Annotated in this window: 8 protein-coding genes; 4 read left to right on the top strand and 4 right to left on the bottom strand. The window is 46.7% G+C overall.

Annotation, left to right across the window (positions count from 1 at the left end; translation table 11 throughout):
• From doeA to B3O33_RS09765, 4 genes are all read right to left on the bottom strand, one after another.
• Positions 1-1,223, bottom strand: a 1,223-nt coding sequence (gene doeA, locus B3O33_RS09780; RefSeq protein ID WP_292363509.1) for an ectoine hydrolase, incomplete at its 3' end; no start/stop codon positions are given.
• On the bottom strand, positions 1,220-2,500 hold the full coding sequence (locus tag B3O33_RS09775; protein ID WP_292361563.1) for an aspartate aminotransferase family protein: 1,281 nt from the start codon (positions 2,498-2,500) through the stop codon (positions 1,220-1,222). The genes doeA and B3O33_RS09775, both read right to left, overlap by 4 nt.
• A gap of 33 nt (positions 2,501-2,533) precedes the next feature.
• On the bottom strand, positions 2,534-3,712 hold the full coding sequence (gene doeB2 / locus B3O33_RS09770) for a N(2)-acetyl-L-2,4-diaminobutanoate deacetylase DoeB2 (protein ID WP_292361562.1): 1,179 nt from the start codon (positions 3,710-3,712) through the stop codon (positions 2,534-2,536).
• Between the two features lie 242 nt (positions 3,713-3,954).
• Entirely contained in the window at positions 3,955-4,695 is a 741-nt protein-coding gene (locus tag B3O33_RS09765; protein ID WP_292361561.1) for a ferredoxin--NADP reductase, read from the bottom strand.
• Between the two features lie 203 nt (positions 4,696-4,898).
• Here B3O33_RS09765 and B3O33_RS09760 point away from each other — a divergent pair, with 203 nt between their 5' ends.
• The 4 genes from B3O33_RS09760 to B3O33_RS09745 form a co-directional block, all read left to right on the top strand.
• A complete protein-coding gene (locus tag B3O33_RS09760) occupies positions 4,899-5,540 on the top strand; it encodes a 2OG-Fe(II) oxygenase (protein ID WP_292361560.1) in 642 nt (213 codons plus the stop codon).
• A gap of 3 nt (positions 5,541-5,543) precedes the next feature.
• A complete protein-coding gene (locus B3O33_RS09755) occupies positions 5,544-5,912 on the top strand; it encodes a YidH family protein (protein ID WP_292361559.1) in 369 nt (122 codons plus the stop codon).
• A 9-nt stretch (positions 5,913-5,921) separates the two neighbouring features.
• Complete coding sequence (locus B3O33_RS09750) at positions 5,922-6,254, top strand: DMT family transporter (RefSeq protein ID WP_292361558.1); 333 nt, start codon at positions 5,922-5,924, stop codon at positions 6,252-6,254.
• A 73-nt stretch (positions 6,255-6,327) separates the two neighbouring features.
• Positions 6,328-8,348: lipopolysaccharide kinase InaA family protein (locus tag B3O33_RS09745; RefSeq protein WP_292363508.1), on the top strand; the 2,021-nt coding region annotated here is incomplete at its 3' end.

Genomic DNA, 8,348 nt, shown 5'->3' with positions numbered 1-8,348 from the left:
TCGGCTTTTGCTTCGCTTTTAGAACTTTGATCCACCGAAATAAGCTTTTGTTTACCCTGATCGGCTTTCACCACAAAATCGCGATCCATGGTAAAAAACGACTCACAACCATCTTCAGTAATGTGGATGGTGTCAGAAATTCCACAGGTTTTATCGCCATCAACACCCCACATCCATGGAATGATATGAAACGTCATGCCGGGTTTAAGTACCGCCGATTCGCCTTGTTTGAGACTGACGATATAGCCTTCATCCCAGCTGGGGGGGAAAGCTATGCCAATTGAGTATCCCGAACGGGTGACCAGCCTCGCACCGATATCATTTTTGGTAATAATATTGCGGATCATATTGTCAGCATCTGACACTGTCATTCCGGGTTGGAAGTTTTTATGTACTGCATCCAAAGCCATTTTCATGATTTCCTGAGCCTTGTACATTGATGGACTCAGTGCTCCTAGAACAATGGTACGCATCATCGCGGTGTGATAACGACGATAGCAGCCACCTACTTCCAGAAATACATGTTCACCGGGTTGTACAATCCGACCTTCCCAGGTGGCATGACCAATCATGGTTCGCGGCCCCGAAGTCACATACGGCATAACGGCTGGCGGTTCACCACCCGCTTTGAACATGGCAGCACTGATTGCGGCACCAATTTCATTTTCAGTGACACCGGCCTGCACGGCGTCAATACCGGCTTGCATGCCAGCTTCAGTGGCTCTGGCCGCATTTTGCATTAACGCAATTTCCATCGGTGATTTGCAGACCCGACCTTCTTCGACAATGCCAAAACAATCCAGCAATTTGCCATCCGTAAGCGTGGTATGAATGCAATCCTGATGATAGGCCGGAAAGAAGTAGCTATTACGCTCATAACCAATGCGTTTTTTATCCAGACCAAATTCACGCAACGCATCAACCAGCATCTGAATCGCATCACCGGTATCCGGATAGGGCCGGGTAATTTCCACCCAGGTCCGATGAATTACATTGGACTCTTCCAGTTTACGGGTAATCATGAACGGTTCATCTTCCAGCGGTACCACCAGCGCCTGAAAGAAGGAATAACCGGTGGTCTGATAATCCGTCAGATACATAATGTTTTCCGGATCGGAAATCACCACGGCATCCATATGCCTTTCGGCAATACGTTCGCGTAATTCACGCAGTCGTCGTTCGTATTCTTCAAAAGGGAAAGTCATATCATCACGCTGTCTCATGCCGCTTCCTCCATTTGCATGACTTTTTCGGTCACTTTCACCAGGATATCCAGACCCGTCTGTAAATCCGCCTCAGGTATGGTTAATGGTGGTATCAGTTTAACCACTCGCCCACCCGTGCCACAGCTGGCAATCATTAATCCGGCATCAAAACACTGATTGACAATGGCTTTGGCTCGATCACCATTTCCAACATCCAGTCCCAGAATCATGCCTTTACCGGTGATATTCACATCTGAATACCTTGCAGCCAGTGGGGCTATGGCTTCAGCCATTAAGTGGCCGTTTTCTCTGACTTCTTTCATTAACACATCATCATCAAAATAGGTCAACGCCTGATCACCGGCCACAAAAGAAATATCCTGGCCACGGAAAGTACCGGTGTGTTCGCCGGGTGACCAATGCTTGTCGAGTTCTGGTTTAACCAGATTCATCGCCATTGGCGTTCCCATACCGCCAATGCCTTTGGCCAGGCAAATAATGTCCGGATCTATTCCCAGATCGTCGAAGCTGAAAAACGAACCGGTACGACCGACACCCACCTGAATATCATCGACAATAAGTAAAGCGCCCACTTCTTTTGCCAATGTTTCCAGTGCCTGCAACCATTCCTTAGAGGCGACTTTAACCCCGCCTTCAGCCTGTATGGTTTCCAGCAGAAATGCTGCTGGTGGAGCAATACCACTGGAGCTATCAGCATAGATAGCCTGTAACTGTTTAATACTCTTCATACCACAGCCCAAATCACAACCCGGACATGCTTTGTCACAACCAAAGGCAAAGTGTTTGACATGGTTCAGTGGCACACCGGCCGCATTACGGAAATATTGGTTAGCAGTGGCACTCAAGGCACCTAAAGTCATGCCATGAAAACCGTGGCTGAAGGCGACAACATCCTGACGTCCGGTGACCCTTCTGGCCAGTTTCATCGCAGCCTCTACGGCATTGGTACCCGTTGGCCCCATAAACTGCATTTTATGAGGCATATTGCGAGGTTTCAGAATGGTATCGGTGAAGTGCTGCATAAACTGCCGTTTGGCAGTGGTATGCATATCAAGACTATGTGTTACACCGTTGGATTGAATGTAATCCACCACCGCTTTGGTCATGCGTTGATTGTTATGACCAAAATTCAATACACCGGCGCCGGCAAAAAAATCGATGTACTCCTTGCCGTTTTCATCAGTCTGCCTCGCATTGATCGCGGTATCGAACACCACTGGATAAACTCGACAATAGGCGCGGATCTCAGACTCTCTTTCTTCAAATATACTCATTTAAATTTCCTCTTGAAACGTCTTACGGACGATTTATGGCAGTTCCTCCGGAACAGGTGCGCCCACTCCAACCAGGCGCGAAAACAATCGTGTGACCGCCGGAATCAGGCGATCGTTAAAGTCATAATGGGGGCTATGGCATGGCGCCTGATGATCAGGACCGTCATCACTGCCAATCAATGCAAATGCACCGGGAATATGTTGCAGGTAATAACTGAAATCCTCTGAAGCCATGATGGGTAAAGTTGTGACAAAATCCAGCGAATCTGCCCCATTTATTTCCTGCCATAACCGACGCATTTGCGTAGATTGAAGCGGATGATTAATGGTGGCGTCATAACGTGGCATTATTTCAACTTCAGCGACCACGCCATAGCTCATAGCCGTTTGCTGACTGATTTCGGTAATCAATTGATTGATCTCATCGCGAGTCTTTCTGTCCGGAACCCGAATACTGCCCCCCATCACAGCATGTTGCGGGATAACCGTTGGTGCACTGGGGGCTTCAATGGAAGTGACACTGATCACCGCAGCTTGCTGGGGTGCCAGACGTCGACTGATGATCTGTTGCAGATTAAGGGTGATAGCACTGGCCGCTAACACCGGATCACGACATAACTCCGGCTGACTGGCATGACCTCCTTGTCCATGCAGGGTGATTTTAAACGTGCCATTACCACACATAACCAAAGTATCGGGGCATAACATTTGGCCGAATGGTATAGCAGGCCAGTTATGCCAGCCATATATTTCATCAACGCCATCAAGCGCACCGTCCTTAATCATTTCTCTTGCGCCATGACCACCTTCTTCGGCTGGCTGGAAAATCAGACTGACAGGACCTTTTAATTCTGCTTCGTGATACTCGAGCCATTTGGCTGCCGCTAACAAGGTTGCGGTATGCCCGTCATGACCACAAGCATGCATACAGCCTTCATTCATTGAACTCCAGGCTTTTAACGTCGCTTCATGAATGGGTAAGGCATCCATATCACCACGCAGGGCAATATGAGGCGCTGCCGTGCCCGTGGGATTAAGAATACCTACCGTTCCGGTACCGGCGCAGCTGCGCCAGGCAATATTCAGTGAACTGAGAATCTCGCGAATACGTTGTGCAGTACGATGTTCCTGCCAGCCCATTTCCGGATGAGCATGGAATTCACGGCGTATGGTTTCAGCTGTGGTGATGGTGTCTTGCCAGACATCTGACATGAGCCCTCCCCTGTTTTGGACCGAGCAACAAAATTGTTTGGTGATCCGTTTTAAAACTTTAGTCAGGTCACAATGTGACTTTTTAGTGCAATTTGCAATGCGCTTTGATGGTATTTCCAGAGAATTCATCTCATCATTGATGATGAGCAATTGCTATGCCATTTGTGACTCATTCACTGAATGTATGGTTCAAATACTCTGTCATTTTGCCCCGTTCTGACTGTAACAAGTAGCGATACTGTCTACCAGTATTTTTCGATACTGATATGCCCGGGATCCCGACGACTATGTTTCTTCAATCCACGTTTTGTTAATACATTCATTGTGTCCTGCACCATATCCGGATTCCCACACAGCATCACGTGACTGTCAGTATCCATCCGTCCGCCAGCACGAAGTTCCAGCTTATTGTTCATAATGGCTTCCGGTATACGACCGGGAATCGCATAATCGCATGGCTCGCGACTGACCATAGGAATATAGCTGAACTGATGGGTATAGTTTTCGGCGATATTACGAACGGTTTGCTGATAGGTCAGCTCTTCCATGTAACGCACGGCATGAACCAGCGTTACCCGTTCAAATTGCTGCCAGATTTCAGACGTTTTAATAATGGATAAAAAAGGACCAATGCCGGTACCGGTTGCCAGTAAAAATAATTTTTTTGCCGGCGGTAACTGCTTCAAGGTTAATAACCCCGAAGCCTTGGGAGCTATCTTAATGGTATCCCCCGCTTTAAGATTGGCCAGTTTTGCGGACAACACTCCACCCGGCACTTCGATAAAGTAAAAATCCAGCGGCCGCTCGCCTGGCGCATTCACCAGTGAAAATGGCCGACTGATCTCTTCGCCATCGATATCCAGTGCCAGGCGAGTGAACTGTCCAGCCTCAAATGCTTCAATTTCGGCATCGACTCTCAGTGAATGCAAAGTGGTTGTCCATTGTTTGTTTTCCACTACAATGCCTTCATTCCACTTGGTCATTTTTCTCTCCTGCATAGCTTGGATCTATTAATTATTTTAGTAGTGACCATAGCAACAACTATGGGGTTGCAGCAAAACTTATCTTATCCCCTTGGCATATATTTTTCTTAGGGATATTCTGGCTTGCAATCAGATTGGCAAGTCATTTTGTATTATCATATTGTGCTTATACGTTCCTTACTATGCATTATCGAGAACACCATATGAACTCAGTACTGGATCTGCAGGCCTTAAGGGCCGCTCCTGTCAACACGGCTCCCTTCCCATTCTTTAAGGTGGAACGATCGATCCGCCCGGAAGCGCTGAAGGGGATTCTTGAGGATTTTCCAAACATTGATGATGGCGGTAGCTTTAATGTAGATGATGTATCGGTTAAACCGGATTTCAAGGCATTCCTGGATTCCATCGACAGCCCTGACTTCAGGCAACTTATTTGTGAGAAATTTGATGTTCAGGTAATGAGTCTGCCGATGATGATGACACTTCGTGGCTACTCAAGACAGAAAGACGGGCGTATTCATACCGATTCAAAAACCAAGCTGGTGACCATTCTCATTTATCTGAATGAGACATGGGATGCAACCACGGGCCGGTTACGGATTTTGAATAATGCCAATGATATGGAAGATTTTGTTGATGAAATCATTCCTGGTCCCGGCTCATTAGTCGCGTTTAAAGTCACTGATAACTGCTGGCATGGCTATCCAAGTTTTGAAGGTACTCGTCGTTCCATTCAAATTAATTTCCTGACGAGTGAAGCCGCTGGCAACAAACATCGTTTCTTCCACAAGCTAAGCGCCAAGCTCAAAAGCTACCTGAGAAAACGTAAAGCCAGGGCAGTTTAGTCTATGTCCTACCTTCAGGATCCACGCGTTTTATTTGCCGCCGAACGTACCTTACTGGCATGGAACCGCACCGGACTGACCTTTATTATGTTCGGATTTTTAATCGAACGTTCCGGCTTGTTGATTGAGGTATTATCGAACGGTGAGGAGCATCTTAATACCACCCTCACATTTCTTATTGGCATCGCATTTATCATGCTTGGCAGTTTTACAACAGTCTATGCAGCCAGGCAGTTTCAACGAGTATTAAAAACGCTTGGGGAATCAGAGTTTCCGGAAGGTTACAGGACACAATGGGGGGCAGTGATAAGTTTAATTGTTGCTTTGTTAGGCAGCTTGTTGGCTATCAGCCTGTTTTTCTCTTACAACTGAGTCTTCCTGATGTCTAAATGGTTACTATTAAGTATCGCTATTATTGCTGAAGTATTTGGCACCAGCTTTCTTAAAGCTTCGGAAGGATTTACCCGATTTTGGCCATCAATAGCTGTTATCCTCGGTTATAGTGTTGCCTTTTATTTTTTAGCCCTGTCGTTAAAAGTTATTCCAGTGGGCATTGCCTATGCTATCTGGGCAGGCATCGGCGTTGTGTTGATAGCATTAATCGGCTGGATTGTATTTGGTCAAAAACTCGATACAGCAGCCATCATTGGAATTTCAATGATTTTAGTTGGTGTGGTGGTATTAAATGTATTTTCCAACAGCATAACGCATTAAACTTCACCTCTGAATTAAGACCTTTTCTTTGCCTCAAATAGCCCACTACCGGGCATGAACTTTCGGATTTTTTATGAGCACGTCGGACAACTCGCAAAACAAGATTGAAAATGGCCCATTAATGGACGCAAATTCACTGGGCAATGCTTTGCGTTATGTATTTGCAGGCCGTTTGGCTTTACCTGACGGTCATTTACCCAAAGCTAAACATATTGTTCCGGTAGATTTTGTTGGCGTCGGTGTAACCACTTCCGACGATCCGGCCGTCGATGACTATATCCTGCAAAGACTGACTGAATTAGAAATTAAACAGGTTCGTCTTGACTACACATACGGTGATGAAGGCGGTCCAGTCACGCGTTTACTGGAACGCCTGCTGGCAACCGACATCAAGGTGTTACTACATTTAGTGCAGCCTTTTAGCGAAGCCCAGCAAATGAAAACGGGTAGCGCACAGCTACGCTGGCGTGATTTTGTACAAACAGTGGCCAGTCGATTTGGTTCAAGAGTCAGTGCTATTGAGGTCGGTTCCACCAGCAATCGTCGTCGTTGGGCTGGCTATGACACCGAGAGTTTTTTTAATGCCTGGCGCATTGCGTTTGAAGAAATCAAATCCCGTAATATAAAACTGGCTGGTCCAAATATTTCTGACTTTGAACCGCTGCACAACATTGCGGTACTGACGCGTCTGCGTCGTGAGAATCAATTACCGGATATTCATACGAATAATCTCTTCAGTGAACGTGTCACCGAACCGGAACGCTTTGACCACCGTATTTTTGGTACCAAATTAGCCATGCGGCTGAAAGTGAACCTGGTTAAAAAAGCAAGAATATTAAAAAAAATCAGCGACGATTTTGGCGTTAAGGAATTTATTTCGCCAGCAGCGTTCTGGACATTGCCGCGTATCCGCCGGGTATTGGTCAATGGTGAAGAGAAACAAGCGGACTATCTGAGTCGTTACCTGACCTTGCTTGCCGCGTCCGGAGCAATGCAGCAAGCCTATTGGGGCCCATTCATCTGCCACCGCGAAGGTCTGATTGATGATGGTTATGAGACTTATCCTGAGCTGGAGAGAATTACACATTACCGATCCGTGCTTGGACAGCGCCAGGATTTTCGGACGCGTCCGGCTTTTTATGCCATGAAAAATTTTAATCGGCTGATACCGGGCAGTCTGTACGAGATTCCACTCGCCACAGCCGAAGCCATTGAAGTCCATGCTTTCCGCAGCAAAGACAAATTAATTCACGTGCTATGGACGGCCAATGGTCAGGCTATGCCAATGCATGCTTTATATGCTCCGGCACAACTTGAAAATGTTGAAGTCATCACTCGGGACGGAGAAATTGCGGTTGAGAAACCCGAGTTTGTTACCGAAACACCGGTTTTTCTGTGCTGGCCGGCCGGCGCAAAAATTGAACTTAAATCCAGCCCGAATGCGCGTGAACGCGTTTCAGTTTATCGTCATGCACCCGGCAAGAACTTGTATGAGTTTGAACAGGATGGCTGGAAAGGTTTATTAATTGCTGAAAATGCCGAACATGCTGCTGCACTGAAGCAAAAGCTGCATCCAGCCTATTTACCTGAAGCAACCGAAGCAAACACCTTACGCAAAGCCCGTAATGTTATCTGGCGGCTAGATAATATTTTAGACAAACCGATTGTCATCAAAAAACCATTACGTATGCCGCCGCATAAATTGTTATTGGATAAATTCAAGCCATGCAAATCCCGACGCAGCTGGAATGCAGCAGCTGAATTATTACGCCGAGGCATTCCGACCGGACTGCCAATCGCTTATTTTGAACGGGCCGATGATAAAACACTGACCGACAATTATTATCTGTGCGATTTAGTTGAACACGATTTCTCAGCCAGAGACATCCTCACTGCGTTTAATGAAGGTGCTACAGAATATCAAGGTGTCAGCGAAGACCAGCTATATCAGCAACTCAGTCAGTTTCTGTTAGAGCTGCACGGTCGTGGAGTGTTCTTCCGTGATCTGGCAGGCGGCAACATTCTGATCAAAAAACAAGCCGATGCTGAGCTTGAATTTACGCTGATTGATATCAATCGGGCCCGCTTTTTCAA

It is taken from the genome of Methylophaga sp. UBA1464 (genome assembly GCF_002325665.1).
Classification (GTDB): domain Bacteria; phylum Pseudomonadota; class Gammaproteobacteria; order Nitrosococcales; family Methylophagaceae; genus Methylophaga.
The sequence above is the reverse complement of the archived record's forward strand: the minus strand, read 5'-3'. Positions and strand labels throughout refer to the sequence as shown.

Coding starts and splice junctions, on each gene's coding strand:
- doeB2 (WP_292361562.1), bottom strand. CDS start 3,712: ATGTCAGATGTCTGGCAAGACACCATCACCACAGCTGAAACCATACGC.
- B3O33_RS09760 (WP_292361560.1), top strand. CDS start 4,899: ATGAACTCAGTACTGGATCTGCAGGCCTTAAGGGCCGCTCCTGTCAAC.
- B3O33_RS09755 (WP_292361559.1), top strand. CDS start 5,544: ATGTCCTACCTTCAGGATCCACGCGTTTTATTTGCCGCCGAACGTACC.
- B3O33_RS09775 (WP_292361563.1), bottom strand. CDS start 2,500: ATGAGTATATTTGAAGAAAGAGAGTCTGAGATCCGCGCCTATTGTCGA.
- B3O33_RS09750 (WP_292361558.1), top strand. CDS start 5,922: ATGTCTAAATGGTTACTATTAAGTATCGCTATTATTGCTGAAGTATTT.
- B3O33_RS09765 (WP_292361561.1), bottom strand. CDS start 4,695: ATGACCAAGTGGAATGAAGGCATTGTAGTGGAAAACAAACAATGGACA.